Origin of the sequence: uncultured Aquimarina sp., assembly GCF_947500065.1 — a bacterium.
Lineage (GTDB): Bacteria > Bacteroidota > Bacteroidia > Flavobacteriales > Flavobacteriaceae > Aquimarina.
On sequence record NZ_CANMQT010000006.1, the window covers coordinates 206,163 to 223,279 of the forward strand.

Here is a 17,117-nt window from a genome sequence, read left to right on the forward strand (position 1 = left end):
TGAGTCTTATTGATGATAATAAGACTTATCATTTGATATGAGCATGTTATTATAGATAAAGAATATGTGTTTACAGACCTTATTGAAGAGTTGATCAAGGATTGACCAAATAAATAATAATTAATCTGCAACAGATACAGATGGTAAAAAGTCTATTATTTAATCAATCAATTTATTAATCATGAAAAAAATAATCTTTTTACTATTCGTATGTTTTAGTTTATTGTCTTGTTCAAAAAAAGATAAAAGCAAAGTAATATATAGTATATCAAATGCTATCACAGACAGTGTTCCTCTTATCAAAATCAGTATGAAGTTTCAACCTGATGATGGGGAGATTACAAAACTTAGGTTTCAGGATAAAGCTTGGGGAGAGGAAGAACTTTATAACAGTATTCAAAAAATGAAACTTTTAAATACTAAAGGTACAGTCGTTAAGAATAAAGACAGCAACTGGATCCAAATTACCCACCCTAAAGGAGTAAAGGAGCTTCATTTTGAGTATTTTCTTAAACAAGATATTACGGATGATGAAGCAGCTCAAAATAGGTATCGACCAATAATATATAAGGATTACTTCCATATTTTTTCGCATAATATGTTTATGCTTCCTGATCATTTTGTTTCAGAAACAGCAGATGAATTTGATATTGTTTTGGATTGGAATAATTTCCCTGAAAATTATACAATTCACAATAGTTTTGGAAGCGAAAAGAGAAAACAGCAAATAGAAGATGTTACGGAAGAAGAGTTTCATTCGGCAATATTTGTGGGCGGTGATTTTAGAATTCATAAAAATGAAATCGAGAATAATCAATTAGTGTTTGCTACAAGAGGAAATTGGATACCTTTTAAAGATTCTACCGTATCAGATTTGTTGTATAGAACTGTAAAAGCGCAGCGTAATTTCTGGAAGGATCATTCGCAAAAATATTTTACAGTGACTATGATGCCTTTTCCTCAGAAAGAAGGAAGTAGCTTTGGAGGAACAGGACTCACCAATTCATTTGCAACATCAGTTTCTAATAATGATCAATCGTCTATTGAGCAATTACGATATTTATTTAATCATGAATTGATGCATAATTGGATTGGTCATGCCATAAAAAACGAAAATGAAGAAGAACAGTATTGGTTTAGCGAAGGTTTTACAGATTATTATACACAAAAAAATATAGCAAAAAATAAAATCCTAAAATTTGACGAAGAGAATTTTATTGAAGAGATGAATGTTACAATCAAAAATTTATTCTCATCTCCGGTAGCAGATAAACCAAATGATGAGATTACCTATGATAATTTTTGGTCTGATAGAAATTATGAAAAACTTCCTTATTACAGAGGTACTGTATTTGCTTTTCTTCTGGATTTAAGAATTAAAAAAGATTCAGATAATAAGCATAGTCTTGACGATGTAATGAGAGATCTTTTTACACAATCAAAAAAAGACAAAAAACTTAATTCAAAAATGTTTGTAGAAACGGTGAATAAATTTACTGAGACTAACATTGATGATTTTTTTAAAGAACATATTATCGAGGGACAATTATTTGATTTAAAAACTGTTTTTAGTGATTTCGATTTAGAGTATAGTTCAAAAGCTACAATTTTTGATCAAGGTTTTTCTTACGATAAAGAAGCTCGAATAGTTACCCAGGTAGATCCTAATTCGGAAGCATATGCAGCAGGTTTAAGAGCTGATGATGTATTGGGAGGTTGGAGTATATATTATGGAAATATCGACAAAGAAATAGAACTTAAAGTAAATAGAGAAGGAACACAGGAAACAATTACATATTTACCGATAAAAGAAATAGATCTTCCACAATTATTGATTAACGAAGATAATGTAAAAAAGATCAATTTGTAGTTATCGATGATGATAAGGTTCATTTTTTAGAATTGTGAAACCTCTATATAATTGTTCTATAAAAAATAAGCGAATCATTTGATGAGAGAATGTCATTTTGGATAGCGAAAGTTTACCATTCGCCCGATTATACACATCCGGACTAAACCCATAAGGGCCGCCAATAACAAATATTAATTGTTTGATACCGCTATTCATATGTTTTTGTAAAAGTTCGGAAAAACCAACAGAATCATATTGTTTGCCATTTTCATCTAATAATATCAAAATATCAGAGGAGGTAGTTTTATCTAAAATTAACTTCCCTTCTTTGTCTTTTTGTTGTGCTTCGCTTAGATTTTTGGCATTCTTTATATCTGGAATGATTTCAAAAGTAAATTTGATATAAAATCCTAGCCTTTTAATATATTCAGCAATAAGATTTTCTAATTGTTTATGATCTGTTTTGCCGACTGCTATTAATTTGATATTCATGATTTGATTTCAATTTCTATGTTATAACAAAGATTCAAATTCTTTTTAGTATCAAGATGTAATACTAATAAGTGCATTAAGATGCGCTAATCACTAAATATTCTAACGCTATAACCATCTTTTTTTTACTTTAGCAAAAATAACCATTCGATATGATTACGAAAGCTCAATTTGATAACGAAATTGAATTAATAATAACTAATGCTATTCGAGAAGATGTAGGTGATGGCGATCATAGCTCATTAGCTTGTATTCCTAATTCTGCAACTGGCAAAGCTAAATTGTTAGTAAAGGACGAAGGAATTTTAGCGGGAGTAGAATTTGCTAAAAAAGTATTCAATTATGTCGATCCAGAAATGCAAGTTGAGGTAATGATCGAAGATGGATCCAAAGTAAAATATGGAGATATTGCTTTTTATGTTTCAGGAAGTTCACAATCAATCCTTAAGGCAGAAAGATTAGTACTCAATGCTATGCAAAGAATGAGTGCTATTGCTACAAAAACGAATCAATTCGTGCAGTTATTAGAAGGGACAGGAACTAAAATTCTGGATACAAGAAAAACAACTCCAGGAATTAGAGCTTTAGAGAAATGGGCTGTGAAAATCGGTGGAGGAGAGAATCATAGATTTGCATTATACGATATGATAATGCTTAAGGATAATCATATTGATTTTGCAGGCGGTATTACCAAAGCAATAGAAAAAACAAATAAATACCTCTCAGATAATAATAGAGATCTTAAGATTATTGTAGAGGCTCGTGATCTTAATGAGATTAAAGAAATATTGAAAACACCAGGTGTGTACAGAATATTGATAGATAATTTTAATTATGAAGATACCAGAAAAGCAGTAGAACTTATTGGAGATACCTGTCTTACTGAATCTAGTGGTGGAATAAATGAAAAAACCATTCGCAAATATGCAGAATGCGGAGTTAATTATATTAGCAGTGGCGCTTTAACACATTCTGTTTATAACCTAGATTTGAGTTTGAAAGCCGTATAACATATGTCAAAAGCAGTTGAAGATAAGCTCAGTAAGATTCCGATTATAAATATTCTGGTTAAAATCGGAAAGAAAATTATTCTTCCTGGCTTTGAAGGACTATCTCTGTATGACTTAATCGAAATTTATACTATAGGTATTGTAAAAGGAACATTCTCCGCTAGAGCCAGTGCTATTTCATGGAGTTTTTTTTTATCACTGTTCCCTTTTCTTCTTTTTTTATTAAATCTAATTCCTATTATACATATAGAAGGCTTTCAGGAGAATTTCTTTGAATTTATAACTTCTGCACTACCAAATCAATCCAAATTATTCTTTGAAGAAATATACAGTGATATTTCGGCTAATCCGAGAACAGGGTTGTTATCTACGGTTTTTGTACTCTCCTTGTTTTTAATGACAAATGGTATTAATGCAGTGTTTTCAGGATTTGAGTACTCTTATCACGTTACGCTTAATAGAAATTTTGTAAAACAATACATAGTAGCTTTAGGGGTTTCTTTAATTGTGGCATCGTTATTGTTAATCACGGTAATAGTAACACTATATTTTAGTTATTTATTAGAAGATTTAAAAGAGATGGGAGTCATGGATAATACTGTTTTTTGGTTACAGTTTGGCAAATATGGCTTATTCGTTTTAATGATTTTTTTGGTAATAGCAACTTTGTTTTATTTTGGTACCACAGAAGGAAAGATGAATAGATTTTTCTCGCCAGGTGCAATTATGACTACAGTACTTATCATGGTAACTACATATTTGTTTGGAATATATATAGATAATTTTTCGAACTATAATAAACTATATGGTTCTATTGGAGCAATGCTAATATTAATGGTGTATATCTGGCTTAACGCAAATTTACTGTTATTAGGTTTTGAATTAAACGCTTCACTTATAAAATTGAAGAAGAATTTTTAATATTTTAGCATCATACAAACATTTAATTTAACAAAAATGAAAAAATTAAGCTTATTATTTATTCTTTTAGTAACTGTAGGAACTACTCAGGCACAGGTTAAAGTTGGAGATGCTACATTACCAAACACGGTAACTTTTAGTGGAGAAGATCTGACAATTAATGGAGCAGGAATGAGAGAGAAGTTCTTTTTTGATATTTATGCTGGAGGATTATATCTTAAGAAAAAAAGTGCCAGTGCTAGTTCAATTGCTGAAGCAGATGAAACAATGGCAATAAAATTACATATATTATCTGGTATGATGTCCAGAAGTAAAATGATAACTGCATTGAGAGATGGATTTAAAAAATCTACAAAAGGAAATACAGCTTCTTTGGATAAAAGAATAGATACATTTATTGGATTTATCAAAGATGAAATTGAAGAAGGACAGATTTATGATATTGTGTATGAACAAAATAAAGGAAGTGTAATTTACAAAGACGGAGTAGAGAAGGGACATGTAGAAGGATTAGACTTTAAAAAAGCATTATTTAACATATGGATTGGAGATAATCCTGCAGATAAAGGGTTGAAAAATGAAATGCTAGGTTCTTTTTAGGATAAAAAGCATTATTTTAGCGGTGAAATGCACAATTTTAACGTTTTTTTTCGGTTCTTGCTATGCATGCATAGTAAATTTTTATTACTTTTGCAGTAAAATGAAAGAAAATTAATATTAATACACCCCAAAATAAAACTTTAACAAAGATGAAAAAAATTACTTTACTAATTGTAGCACTGATTTCTTTAACTACTACTACAGCTCAAATTAGAGTAGGAAAAGCAGTGTTACCTTATGAAGAAAATTTCGGTGAAACGGATCTTAAGTTAAACGGAGCGGGGATGCGTGAAATGTTATGGATCGATTTATACGCCGGAGGACTTTATCTGCAAAAAAAGAGCAAAGACCCGAGAGCAATTCTTGATGCAAATGAAACAATGGCTATAAAATTAAATATAGTATCAGGTTTTGTGACGCAAAAGAAAATGATCAAAGCCGTTCGAGATGGTTTTAAAAAAGCCACTTTTGGTAATACAACAGCGTTAGATGAAAGAATCAATAAGTTTATTAAATTCTTTAATGAACCTATTGTTAAAAATGACATTTTTGATATTGTATATATAAAAGATAAAGGAGTTACAGCTTTCAAGAACGGAAAAGAGCTTGGAGTTGTAGAAGGACGAGATTTTAAATATGCATTATTCAAAATATGGTTAGGTGATGAACCAGCTAGTGAAGGAATTAAAAACGGAATGTTAGGATTACAGTAATTCCTTTTTTTCGAAAAATTAAAAAAACAAAAGCTATCTAACTTCAGATAGCTTTTTTGTTATCATCATATTTTTTATATTGAACCATAAGTTTAAAACCCCTAATCAGGATGAATATATCTAAAATTCTTACCATAGCATTAATATTAGTAACCATTTTCACTAATGCGCAAAGCGAAATTATTGGCAAATGGAAAACTATTGACGATAATACAGGAGAGCCCAGATCCATCGTAGAAATTTATAAGAAAGGGAACAAGATATATGGTAAAATTGATCGAATTTTAAAAGAATCAGACCGAAAAAAACTATGCGAAGAATGCGAAGGAGATGATTATAATAAACCAATAGAAGGAATGGTTATTCTTAAAGGTTTACAAAAAGATGGAGATGAATATGAAGACGGAACGATAATGGATCCTGAAAATGGAAAAATCTATAAATGTAAAATCTGGATTGATGAAAATGACCCAAACATATTGAATGTTAGAGGGTATATAGCATTTTTATTTAGAACTCAGAAATGGGTTAAAGCCTGATGTTTTAAGGCAAAATTTTCTTTTAAGGAAAATTTTAACATTTCCAGTTGTTAGTTTTTTGGAAATTATAGAACTAAGTACTTATAATTTTTAAAAAACTAAACCATGAAAAAAATAATTACCCTATCTATCTTATTAGTTGTTTCAACTATCGCAAATGCTCAAATTAGAGTAGGAGATGCAGTCGTTCCTTATAAAGTAACTTTTGAAGGAGAAGAACTTACCCTTAACGGAGCTGGTGTTCGAAAAGTCTTAGGAGTTGAAACTTATTCAGGAGGATTGTATACCGTAAATAAGTACTCTGATGATAGAAAAGTTTTAGATGCAGATGAAAGTATGTCTATTCGATTAGTTATCAATTCTAAAAAAGTAACTAATAAGAGAATGAAGAAAGTGTTTAGAAAAGGTTTTGATGATGCTATGTTTGGTAACACAAAAAATCTTGATGAAAGAATTGACAAGTTTTTAGAGCTATTTGGTAGCAGTACTAATATCAATGACTTTTTTGACTTAGTATATATCAAAGGAAAAGGAATAAGAACCTTTAAAAATGGTGAAGAAGTAGGCTATATAGAAGGTAGAGATTTTAAATATGCGTTATTTAAAATTTGGTTAGGAGATGAACCAGCTTGCAAGTTGATTAAAGGAGGAATGCTTGGACAAAACGGATAAATAAAAGTTTACCCCAAAATAAATAAAAGCCTGATCAATTGATCAGGCTTTTATTTTATAAAATATGGTTAAAGGTGTATTTTTGTTAGAATCAAAAGTATCAATGACGTATTTTATAGATGTAATTCTTCCTATTCCTCTTGATAAAGAGTTTACCTATAGTATCAATAAAAGTGAAGCTGCTTTCCTAAAACCTGGAATGCGAGTGGCTGTACAATTTGGTAAAAGTAAGGTGTATGCTGCATTGGTTACAAACATACATCAAACAGCTCCTCTGGTTTATGAAGCAAAAGAGATAGAGCATATCTTGGATGAAACTCCTATAGTGACTACTTATCAGTTAGAACTCTGGTCTTGGATCTCTCAGTATTATATGTGTTCTAAAGGAGAAGTGATGAGAGCAGCGTTACCAAGCGCTTTTTTATTAGAGAGTGAAACTATTATTTTAAGAAATGATAAAGCTTCTATCGATGAAAGTTTGTTAAAAGATGATGAGTTTTTACTTTATGAGGCATTGCAACATCAAAGCTTACTTCGTATACAAGAAGTAATGGATATCATTGGAAAAAAAAGTGTACTCCCTCTTATTAAGCGATTAATAGAGAAACAAGTTATTACAGTACAGGAAGAAATCTATGAGCAATACAAACCGAAACTTGTAAGGTATGTGAAGTTGCGATCAGAGTATACAAAAGAAGAAGCTTTACAATCTTTATTAGATTCTTTGACACGAGCCCCCAAGCAAAGAGATGTTTTGATGCACCTTTTTATGTTGCAAGCTAAAGGTAATAAGACAATTAAAGTTGGTGAACTGGTAAAAGCTGCTAATAGCAACGCAGCAGTTATTAAAGTATTAGTAGATAAAAATATATTAGAGGAATACCATATAAAGACGGATAGAATTCAATTTGAAGGAGGTTCTGTAAGTTCTACTAAAGAATTAAATACATACCAAGAACAAGCGTTATCTGAGATTAAAGAAAATCTATCAAAAAAGGATGTCTGTCTGTTTCATGGAGTTACCTCTTCAGGAAAAACCGAAGTATATGTGAAATTAATAGAAGAACAATTTCATAAAGGGAAGCAGGTGCTATATTTATTACCAGAGATAGCTCTGACTACTCAATTAATTACTAGGTTGCAAGAGTATTTTGGTGAAAAATTAACAGTATATCATTCTAAATATTCTGTAAATGAAAGGGTAGAAGCCTGGAATAACGTAAAAGATGTAAAATCTAAAGCTCAGATTATTATTGGAGCTAGATCCTCAATTTTTCTTCCCTTTACTAATCTAGGTTTAATTATTATAGATGAAGAGCATGAGAGTTCTTTTAAGCAATATGATCCCGCACCTAGATATCATGCTAGAGATACGGCTGTTGTGCTGTCTAATATGTTTAAGGCAAAAGTAGTTTTAGGATCCGCTACACCAGGGTTAGAGTCGTATTATAATGCTGAGCAAGGAAAATATGGTTTGGTGGAGCTAACTAGGCGATATGGCGATGTATTGATGCCAGATATTAATTTAGTAGATCTAAAAACTAAATATAAAAAAAAGGAAATGAAAGGGCATTTTAGCGATACGCTATTAACAGCCATTCAAGAAGCTCTTAAGGAAGGAGAACAGGTTATTTTATTTCAAAACAGAAGGGGGTATTCTCCAGTAGTAGAATGTAATACTTGTGGGCATTCGCCACAATGTCCTAACTGTGATGTGAGTCTAACGTATCATAACTTTCGCAATCAGTTACGATGTCATTATTGTGGATATCATATAGCGATGTTACAAAAATGTATGGCTTGTGATAGTCATGAGTTGTCTACTAAAGGCTTTGGAACAGAGCAGGTAGAGAATGAACTTAGGGAATTGTTTCCTGATCATAATATTGGTAGAATGGATCAGGATACTACAAGGGGGAAACATGGATATGAGAAAATCATTAACAAGTTTGAAGAAGGAGAAATAGATATTCTTGTTGGGACACAAATGCTGACTAAAGGGCTGGATTTTAGAAATGTAACACTAGTTGGTATTATGAACGCCGATAATCTTCTTAATTTTCCTGATTTCAGAGCTCATGAACGAAGTTTTCAGTTAATGCAGCAAGTTGCAGGTAGAGCAGGTAGAACTCGTAAGAGAGGGAAGGTGTTGATCCAAACATATAATCCGTTTCATCAAATTCTTCAGCAAGTATCTGTTAATGATTACGCAGGTATGTATAAGGATCAGATAGAAGAGCGATATCAATATAAATACCCACCTTTTTATAGGGTTATTAAGATCACAGGTCGCCACAAGGATTATAACAAAGTTAACGAAGCTACAATGTGGTTAGCAAAATCTCTGGCAATGACTTTTAAAGAAAATGTCTTGGGACCTGAGTTCCCGCCTATCTCTAGAATACGAAATCAGTATAATAAGAATATCTTAATAAAAATACCACAAGGGCAATCCTTGAAGAAGACGAAAGAAGCTATCAAGAAAATACAGAGCTCTTTTAAAAGCATTAAGAATTTCTCGGGTGTTCGGCTTATTATTAATGTGGATAATTATTAAGGAAATTCTGATTAGGGGATAGTCAATAAATATTATTTCTTTTGAAACAAAAAAGTTCCACTTCAAAGAAGTGGAACTTAATTTATATAGGTATTCTTTTTTAGCTGCTTAATGCTTCTATTAAAGAGTGTTTTTTATGTCTACTTAATGGAATCTTTTCATCAGCAATCTCTATGTTACGACTATTGTAGCGTTCCACTTTATCGAGATTTACAATATAGGATTTATGAATTCTAAGAAAACGATCACTTGGTAGTTCCGCTTCAAAAGATTTCATAGTTGCCAATACTACTATTGGATCACCATCTTCCATTATTAATTTTACGTAATCACCTAAAGCCTCTACATATTTTAATTGGCTTAAGAATATTTTACGTTTTTTGAGATTACTTTTTACAAAAATATAATCATCATCTTCTATAGAGGCTTGTTCAGAATTTAAACGAGACATACTTAATGCTTTTTCTACAGCAGCATTAAATCGATCTTTTTTAAGAGGTTTTCTTAAATAATCAATTGCGTCATAATCAAAAGCTTTAAAAGCATATTTGGTCTTTCCAGTAACAAAAATGATATGAGGTTTATTTTCAAGATCATCTAAAAGGTCAAATCCCGTAAGGATAGGCATTTCAATATCTAAAAATAATAAATCAACCGGAGTATCTAATAATCCGTTTTTTGTCTCAATAGCATTGTTCCATTCAGCCACTAATTCTAGGGATGAATGTTCATCTATTAATTTAACAATAGCCAGTCTTTGTAAACGAGAATCGTCTACTACCGCACATTTTAATTGAGATTGTTCCACTTGCATAGGTTAATATTCTATACAATATTAATGAATATATATTATTTCCACAAACATTTTACGCTTTTTATCGATAAAAGATGTGTTTCGTCGAAGTGTTTTTTAGTTTGAAAATCAAAAAAATAGTGTTACTTTTGCAGCCAATTTAATTAAAAATAGATTTTTTATGAATCATTATGAAACTGTTTTCATCTTGAATCCCGTTTTATCTGAAGAACAGATAAAGGAAACAGTTAAGAAATACGAAGACATTCTTGTTTCTAACGGCGCCAAGATGATATCCAAAGAAGACTGGGGGCTTAAAAAGCTTGCATATGCAATCCAGCACAAAAAAAGTGGTTTTTATCACTTATTTGAGTACACTGTACCAGGAGAAGCTATCAACACTGTAGAGGTTGAGTTCAGAAGAGACGAAAGAATAATGCGTTACCTTACTGTTCGTTTAGATAAGTATGCAATTGCTTGGGCTGAGAAGAGAAGAAATAGAAACAAACAAAAAGCTTAATTATGTCATCTATAGAACAACAAGCTAAAGGAAAAAAAGATGGAGAGATCAGATATCTTACTCCATTAAATATAGATACTTCAAAAACAAAGAAGTATTGTCGTTTCAAAAAATCAGGTATTAAGTATATTGATTATAAAGATCCTGATTTCTTAATGGCATTCGTAAATGAGCAAGGTAAATTGTTACCTCGTCGTTTAACTGGAACTTCTTTGAAATATCAACGTAAAGTAAGTGTAGCTGTAAAGAGAGCTAGACACTTAGCATTAATGCCATACGTTGGTGATTTACTAAAATAAAATTCGTCGTAACATTATGGAACTTATATTAAAGAAAGACGTTGAGAATCTAGGATTCGCAGACGATGTAGTAGAAGTGAAGAACGGTTATGGACGTAACTTTTTAATTCCTGGAGGTCTTGCTGTATTGGCAACTCCATCTGCTAAGAAAGTATTAGAAGAAACGTTAAAACAACGTGCTTTTAAAGAGAAGAAAGAAATCGAAGATGCTGAGAAAATAGCTAAGAAAATAGCTGGATTCGAAATCAAGATTGCTGCTAAGGTAGGATCTGGAGATAAATTATTCGGTTCTGTTTCTAATGCAGACGTTGCTGGAGCTCTAGCAAAAGAAGGTGTTGAATTAGAAAAGAAATTCATTACTGTTCCTGGAGGAACAATCAAACGTTTAGGTCAGTATGAGGCATCTGTTCGTCTACATAGAGCAGTGATTACTCCAGTTACTTTTGAAATAGTAGCTCAGGCTAAATAATTTGATGATCTGATAACCAGTTAATAACTGGTTTATAAGAATATAAGAAACCGCTCATTTGAGCGGTTTTTTTTGTTTAATTTCATAGGAACTCACACAAAAACATCGATCAATGAAAAAAAATCTTCTCACATTGGTTTTAGCATTATTTGCAATAACCATGCACGCACAGGTTACAACTTCTAATATTTCGGGTTTAGTATACGATAATACTAGTCAACTGTTACCAGGAGCAAATGTAACGGCAGTACACTCTCCAACAGGAACTACGTATGGAGGAACTACTAATTTCGATGGACGTTTTGATCTTATTAATTTAAGAGTTGGGGGTCCATATAGAGTAACAATAAGTTATCTAGGTTTTAAGAAAAAACTATATGACAATGTTTTTTTACAATTAGGACAGACCTATAATATAGATATCATCATGGTAGAAGATGATAATCAGCTAGAGGAAGTTGTTATTACTGCCAGTAAGAATGATACGTTTAGTAGTGAAAGAACAGGAGCCGAAACTAGTATTGGTAATAGAGAATTGAAATCATTACCCACTATTACGCGTTCTGCTGCTGATTTTTATCGTTTAGAACCTACTGCATCAAGTAATGGATCTTTTGGTGGAAGAAATGATCAATTCAATAATTTTAGTTTAGATGGATCCATTTTCAATAATCCTTTTGGATTAGATGCAGCAACTCCAGGTGGCCAAGCAAATGCACAACCAATATCATTAGATGCAATTGATCAAATTCAGGTTTCTACAGCGCCTTATGATGTGACTCAAGCAGGATTTACAGGTGCTTCAGTCAATGCTGTGACCAAAAGTGGTACTAATGAGTGGAAAGGTACTGTTTATGGCTTTTATCGTAATCAGGATTTGACAGGAGATAAGGTTGGAGATGATAATATTATTGTTCCTGACCTCACACAAGCGCAATATGGGGTAAGTGTAGGTGGTCCAATAATCAAAAACAAACTATTTATTTTTGGGAATTTCGAAATTGATGATCGAGAAGACCTAGGTTCTAATTTCGTGGCATCAAGACCTGGATTAACTGGTGCAAATGTTTCTAGAGTTTCTGCAGAAGATTTAGACTATGTTTCGCAACAACTTAGTTTATTGGGTTATGAAACTGGACCTTATGAAGGGTATACGCATGATACAGAATCTACCAAAGGAATTTTAAAATTAGATTGGAATATTAGTAATAATCATCGAATGGCTTTGATTTATAATTTTCTCGATGCCTCTCGTGATTTGCCTGCTAATCCGGAGGCAGCGGGTCGTAGAGGACCGGATCTAACGACACTACAATTTAAAAATGCTGGATATACAATTAATAATAAGATTAGTTCTTTTTTGGTAGAATTGAATTCTAATTTTTCAGGAAATATTTCCAATAAATTTCAGGCAGGTTATACTTTTTTTGACGATAGTAGGGATCCTTTCTCAGTTCCAGCACCACCAATTAATATTTTACAAGATGGTGTTAGGTATATCGTTGGAGGACACGAGCCTTTTTCAATAAATAATAGATTAGAACAAAAGGTGTATCAAGTCACTAATAACCTAAATATAGTTACAGGTAAGCATACAATCACTTTAGGAGGGAGTTTTGAACGATTCGAGTTTGATAATTCCTTTAATTTAGGTGTATATAGTTTTTTTAATGCAGATGGTGAGGTAGGTTTTTTTGCAGCTGATTTTGATAGGGTTCGTCAAGACTTTTCCGATCCTAATGATAATAGTTTTGAGCGAGCTATTAACAATGGTGTTATTGCAGGAGCCTTAGCCAACGCTCAAATGGTTTTTGATACAAATAATGCTACAGATAATTGGGCATTGGCAGAAACAAACGTTGGACAGCTAGCATTCTATGCACAAGATAAGTGGAGAATGAACGATAGGTTTACGCTTACTTATGGTATTCGTATCGATCAACCTTTATTTTTTGATACGGAAGATAAAATTGCCGAAAACATTGAAAGAGCTGCTGGAGGAACGTTTCCTGATGGTAATTATCAACCGGGAATTACGTACTTTGATGAAAATGGAAGTGCAGTACAGTTAAATAGCTTAGATCTTCCAACAAGAAAATTACTGATTTCTCCTAGATTAGGCTTTAATTATGATGTAAAAGGCGATAAAACAATACAGATTAGAGGAGGTACAGGTATCTTCACAGGTCGTTTACCTTTTGTGTGGATAGGGAATCAAGTGGCAAACCCTAATTTTTTCTTTTATACAACGACGGCTCCTGATTTTCGGTTTCCACAAGTATTCAGGAATAGCTTAGGAATTGATTATAAGTTTAAAAATGGGATGATAGCGTCTACAGACATCATATATACTGAAGATATTAATGCACAAATGGTAAGAGATTATGGTTTAGGAACTCCAACGGGTGTTCTTAATGGAGGATCTGATGATAGACCTATATATTTAGCCTCGGATAGAGCGGTAAATGAATTTGGAGGTCCTACTAGTGCGTATGTTTTTACCAATACCAATGTTGGATATTCATTTAACTGGTCGTTTAAATTACAGAAGAATTTTAAAAATGGATTATTTGCAAGTATCGCTTATAATTTTTTAGAAGCGGAAGATGCGAGTTCATTGGATGCCGAAATTTCAAGTGATGCGTTTAATAGAAATCCTGCTTTAGGCAATGTAAATCAAGCGGTAAGCGCCACCTCTCGTTATGGAGATAAGCATAGAATTGTAGGGCAAATTAATAAATCATTTAGTTATGGGAAAAATAAACAATGGAGAACGTCTCTAGGAGCTTTTTATGAGTACGCACAGGGTAGAAGGTTTAATTATACTTACGCAGGAGATATTAATAGCGATGGATCGAACCTGAATGATTTAATTTATATTCCAACAGAATCCGAGTTAGCTACCTATGATTTTAGTGGTACCATAGCAGAACAAGCTGATCAAAGAGCTGGTTTGGAAGCTTATATCCAACAGGATGAGTATTTGAATGAACGTAGAGGAAGTTATGCGGAGAAATATGCAATTTTAAGCCCATGGAGAGGTCGTTGGGATGTGAAACTATTACAGGATTATGATTTTAAAATAGGAGATAAGACCAATACGATTCAACTAAGTGTCGATGTATTGAATTTTGGAAACTTGTTAAACTCCGATTGGGGAGTAATCGAAATTCCTGTAAATGATCAACCAATTGGTGTTACTGTAGATGCTAGTAATACGCCAACCTATTCTTTTGATACTTCTCAAACAAGTACGTTTACGAATGATTTTAGTTTAGATTCCAGATGGCAGGCACAAGTAGGACTTCGGTATATTTTTAACTAAAATATTAGATCTAATAGTAGATTTTATAAATCCGTTCTTAATTTATTAGGAGCGGATTTTTAATTATTACTATTTTTGCAGCCAATTTTATTAGAAAAGATGAAATATCGTAGGCTTACCAAAGAACAATTAGAGGAATTACACCAGGAGTTTATTAATTTTTTAGCGACTCAATCTATTACAGCAGATGAATGGAGTGCTATTAAAAAGAATAAACCTGAAGTAGCAGAAGAAGAATTAGATGTATTTAGTGATTTGGTTTGGGAAGGAGTGTTAAGTAACGCACAGTTCTTAGAGCATTTCTCTAAGGATCAAATACATCTTTTTCATCTGGGCGAAACAGAAATGCATTTAATAGCGATTAAGGTAAATGCTCCAGATATTGATATTACTACGCAAGAAGGATACAATTGGTTACGAGATAATCTACTAGATGATCAGGTAGCTTTCTATAATGCTAATAAAGAATATAGTGAGGATGCTAATATGGATAAGTTTAAGCTTATTTTACAAGGTGCAAATATCACCAAAGGTGAATTGTATGAATATTTTGCGAAACTTGTAGAGAATAATAAGTAATCCTAATCTTTTATTTTCTAGTTTTATTTAATAACTGTTTCAATCCTTTATCTGATAGGATATGGCCATTGAAGGAGTACGAACCTTTTGTTAAGGTGTATTTTATTTGGCAATTTCGGTTATATTTTTTTCTAAATAAAATATTAAACATATTTAAAGGAATATGCCTGTATTTTACTTTTCGAGATTTTATTTCTTTTAATTCGATTCTTTTAATAGTTATCCCTAAGATATTTTTAATCATCAAGTTTTGGTTTTTTAATTCAACTTGATGGACACTAAAAAGTTGTAGTAACAAAAGAACAATAACAATAGTAAAATTTGCCAAATTTGAGTTTAAAAAAACAAATTCTTTCAATAGAAACATCTTTATTAATAAGAGTATAAATGTGCCTGTTAGATTTAATAGAATAAACCTTCGAGTTAAAAAGTAAATATCTTTTTCGAAAATCATTTGGATGTATTACAATCTTAGTAATCATATTATTTATAACTTGACTACTGACTACTGACTACTGACTACTGACTACTGACTACTCATATCTCAATGATTCTATAGGGTCTTGTCGAGCAGCTTTAACAGCTGGATAGGATCCTGATACAACTGCAGTTAAAAAGGAAGTAATTACCGCTGCTAAAATAGCTAACCACGGAATGCTAAATTCAAAACCAGAAACAGATACTATGATTGCTCCAATAGTTATCCCTAAGATAATTCCCACTAAGCCACCAATTTGACCTATAATAACTGTTTCCATAAAGAATTGACTGGAAATGGTATTCTTTTTTGCTCCCAATGCTTTACGTACACCAATCTCTCTTGTCCGTTCGGTAACAGAAACCAACATAATATTCATTAGAGCAATAGAGGAACCAAAAATGGTAATGATACTTATAATCCATGCTGCCCAGTAGAGATAGCCTGTGATACTTGAAATTCTGTTAATGAGATCTTCGCTTCGTTCTAATCCAAAATCATTTTCTTCCACAGGGTTTAGGCCTCTGATCTTTCTAAATGTAATAATCGCTTCGTCCTGAGCACCTTCTATAAATTGCTTATCATCAACTTTTACGCTAATATTATAATTGATATTAGGCAAGGTATAAATAGAACGCGCAACTTGTAAGGGTATGAGTACTTTAAGATCTTGATTGTCTCTAAATGTTGCTCCTTTACTTTCTAAAACACCAATAACTTTAAACTTAACACCTCTAATGCTTATAATTTTGTTAACAGGATCTGTATCTTTAAATATATTCTTTTTGAAATCAGATCCAATTAGGCATACATTATTATTGTTTTCGATATCAAAAAAAGTAAAACTTCTTCCAAATTCTACTTCAGTACCTGTATTTTCAAGATAATTTTCATTTACACCTACTACAGATGCTTCTGGGTCGGTTTTTTCATTTTCAAATTTTACTTCAGCATTTCGGGTACCTGTAAACGATACAGAGGTTTTCGAAAAAGGGTATTGAAATTTTTCTTTAAATTGTTTTACGTTACGGTAACTAATAATAGGATTTATTTTTTCTCTTTCTCCGCTACCACCACGTCTAGTAGTGAATTCATACCGTTGAATATTAAAGGTGTTAGCACCCATAGAGGCAAAATCACCAGTAATGGTTTTTTCCAGAGCCCCCAGAAATGTTAGGATACCAACTAACGCGGTAATACCAATAGCTATAATCAAAACAGTAAGAATAGTTCGTAAAAGCTGACCTTTTATAGAATCTAAAGCTATACGGATATTCTCTCGAAAAAGTGAAAACATA

At 32.1% G+C, this 17,117-nt stretch carries 16 protein-coding genes; 13 read left to right on the forward strand and 3 right to left on the reverse strand.

Annotated features, from left to right (window positions below; all coding sequences use genetic code 11):
• Positions 1-181 precede the first annotated feature (181 nt).
• On the forward strand, positions 182-1,870 hold the full coding sequence (locus Q0975_RS18090) for a M1 family aminopeptidase (protein WP_299439234.1): 1,689 nt from the start codon (positions 182-184) through the stop codon (positions 1,868-1,870).
• Here Q0975_RS18090 and rlmH read toward each other — a convergent pair whose 3' ends face one another.
• Entirely contained in the window at positions 1,871-2,344 is a 474-nt protein-coding gene (gene rlmH / locus Q0975_RS18095) for a 23S rRNA (pseudouridine(1915)-N(3))-methyltransferase RlmH (protein ID WP_299439236.1), read from the reverse strand.
• Between the two features lie 152 nt (positions 2,345-2,496).
• Between rlmH and nadC the strand changes: the two genes are divergently transcribed.
• The 7 genes from nadC (at position 2,497) to priA (ending at position 9,356) form a co-directional block, all read left to right on the forward strand.
• Positions 2,497-3,354, forward strand: a complete 858-nt coding sequence (nadC, locus tag Q0975_RS18100) for a carboxylating nicotinate-nucleotide diphosphorylase (RefSeq protein WP_299439238.1) — start codon at positions 2,497-2,499, stop codon at positions 3,352-3,354.
• 3 nt (positions 3,355-3,357) lie between these two features.
• Positions 3,358-4,275 (forward strand): YihY/virulence factor BrkB family protein, encoded by a 918-nt coding sequence (locus Q0975_RS18105; protein WP_299439240.1) that lies wholly within the window; start codon positions 3,358-3,360, stop codon positions 4,273-4,275.
• A 36-nt stretch (positions 4,276-4,311) separates the two neighbouring features.
• On the forward strand, positions 4,312-4,875 hold the full coding sequence (locus Q0975_RS18110; protein ID WP_299439242.1) for a chalcone isomerase family protein: 564 nt from the start codon (positions 4,312-4,314) through the stop codon (positions 4,873-4,875).
• A gap of 149 nt (positions 4,876-5,024) precedes the next feature.
• Entirely contained in the window at positions 5,025-5,588 is a 564-nt protein-coding gene (locus tag Q0975_RS18115) for a chalcone isomerase family protein (RefSeq protein WP_299439244.1), read from the forward strand.
• Positions 5,589-5,698: 110 nt separating this feature from the next.
• Positions 5,699-6,127: a DUF2147 domain-containing protein gene (locus Q0975_RS18120; RefSeq protein ID WP_299439246.1), complete on the forward strand. Its 429-nt coding sequence runs from the start codon at positions 5,699-5,701 to the stop codon at positions 6,125-6,127.
• Between the two features lie 105 nt (positions 6,128-6,232).
• A complete protein-coding gene (locus tag Q0975_RS18125; protein ID WP_299439247.1) occupies positions 6,233-6,799 on the forward strand; it encodes a chalcone isomerase family protein in 567 nt (188 codons plus the stop codon).
• 103 nt (positions 6,800-6,902) lie between these two features.
• A complete protein-coding gene (gene priA / locus Q0975_RS18130) occupies positions 6,903-9,356 on the forward strand; it encodes a primosomal protein N' (RefSeq protein WP_299439577.1) in 2,454 nt (817 codons plus the stop codon).
• A gap of 100 nt (positions 9,357-9,456) precedes the next feature.
• Here the strand turns inward: priA and Q0975_RS18135 are convergent, their stop codons facing one another.
• The gene (locus Q0975_RS18135; RefSeq protein WP_299439248.1) at positions 9,457-10,170 is read right to left on the reverse strand and encodes a LytTR family DNA-binding domain-containing protein; all 714 of its coding nucleotides are present in this window, start codon (positions 10,168-10,170) and stop codon (positions 9,457-9,459) included.
• A 160-nt stretch (positions 10,171-10,330) separates the two neighbouring features.
• Between Q0975_RS18135 and rpsF the strand changes: the two genes are divergently transcribed.
• The 5 genes from rpsF to Q0975_RS18160 all read left to right on the forward strand — a co-directional run bounded on the left by rpsF (position 10,331) and on the right by Q0975_RS18160 (position 15,341).
• The gene (gene rpsF, locus Q0975_RS18140) at positions 10,331-10,669 is read left to right on the forward strand and encodes a 30S ribosomal protein S6 (protein ID WP_299439249.1); all 339 of its coding nucleotides are present in this window, start codon (positions 10,331-10,333) and stop codon (positions 10,667-10,669) included.
• The gene (gene rpsR, locus Q0975_RS18145) at positions 10,669-10,968 is read left to right on the forward strand and encodes a 30S ribosomal protein S18 (RefSeq protein WP_174412104.1); all 300 of its coding nucleotides are present in this window, start codon (positions 10,669-10,671) and stop codon (positions 10,966-10,968) included. Before rpsF ends, rpsR begins: the two co-directional genes overlap by 1 nt.
• Positions 10,969-10,984: 16 nt before the next feature.
• A complete protein-coding gene (rplI, locus tag Q0975_RS18150; RefSeq protein WP_299439251.1) occupies positions 10,985-11,437 on the forward strand; it encodes a 50S ribosomal protein L9 in 453 nt (150 codons plus the stop codon).
• Positions 11,438-11,549: 112 nt separating this feature from the next.
• The gene (locus Q0975_RS18155; RefSeq protein ID WP_299439253.1) at positions 11,550-14,762 is read left to right on the forward strand and encodes a carboxypeptidase regulatory-like domain-containing protein; all 3,213 of its coding nucleotides are present in this window, start codon (positions 11,550-11,552) and stop codon (positions 14,760-14,762) included.
• A gap of 99 nt (positions 14,763-14,861) precedes the next feature.
• Positions 14,862-15,341, forward strand: coding sequence for a DUF6495 family protein (locus Q0975_RS18160; RefSeq protein ID WP_299439255.1), 480 nt, complete (start codon positions 14,862-14,864; stop codon positions 15,339-15,341).
• A gap of 533 nt (positions 15,342-15,874) precedes the next feature.
• On the opposite strand, the gene Q0975_RS18165 is transcribed toward Q0975_RS18160, so the two are convergent.
• On the reverse strand, positions 15,875-17,116 hold the full coding sequence (locus Q0975_RS18165) for an ABC transporter permease (protein ID WP_299439257.1): 1,242 nt from the start codon (positions 17,114-17,116) through the stop codon (positions 15,875-15,877).
• Position 17,117: the final 1 nt, after the last annotated feature.